We start from the raw sequence: 392 nt of genomic DNA, 5'->3' as shown, positions 1-392 counted from the left end.
ACTTTCTTTCCGTCTTCGGATGTTCTGTTGAATGCATGCATTCCAACTACCCATGTTCCCTTTGGTACGTTCTTGAATGTTGCTGTTACTGTACCTTCTTTGAGGTTCAGTTTCTTGTGATTGCCATACTGGTATGGACGTGTCTCACCGTTTTCTTTCTTGGAGCCAGTTCCCAGTACTACATCGTAACCAGTTGCGTTTGCAGCTGCTTTGTATGTTACTTTGATAGTAGATCCGCTTACTTTAACGTTTGTGATAACTGGAGCATCCGGTGTGATTGCGGATACAACGAATGGGTATGCGTTTGACCAGTCGCTGAATACTTTCTTACCGTTCTCATCACGTTTCCAAGCGTGGCAGTATGCGTAGTAGGTTCCCTGCTGTACATATTT

Annotated in this window: 1 pseudogene; it reads right to left on the bottom strand. The window is 44.1% G+C overall.

Going from position 1 to position 392, the window contains the following annotated elements:
• Positions 1-392 (bottom strand): annotated as a pseudogene (locus tag LI074_RS17180) (hemoblobin-interacting domain-containing protein); the annotation flags it as partial.

It is taken from the genome of Blautia sp. MSK18_10 (assembly GCF_020553185.1).
Lineage (GTDB): Bacteria > Bacillota > Clostridia > Lachnospirales > Lachnospiraceae > Blautia_A > Blautia_A wexlerae.
The sequence above is the reverse complement of the archived record's forward strand: the minus strand, read 5'-3'. Positions and strand labels throughout refer to the sequence as shown.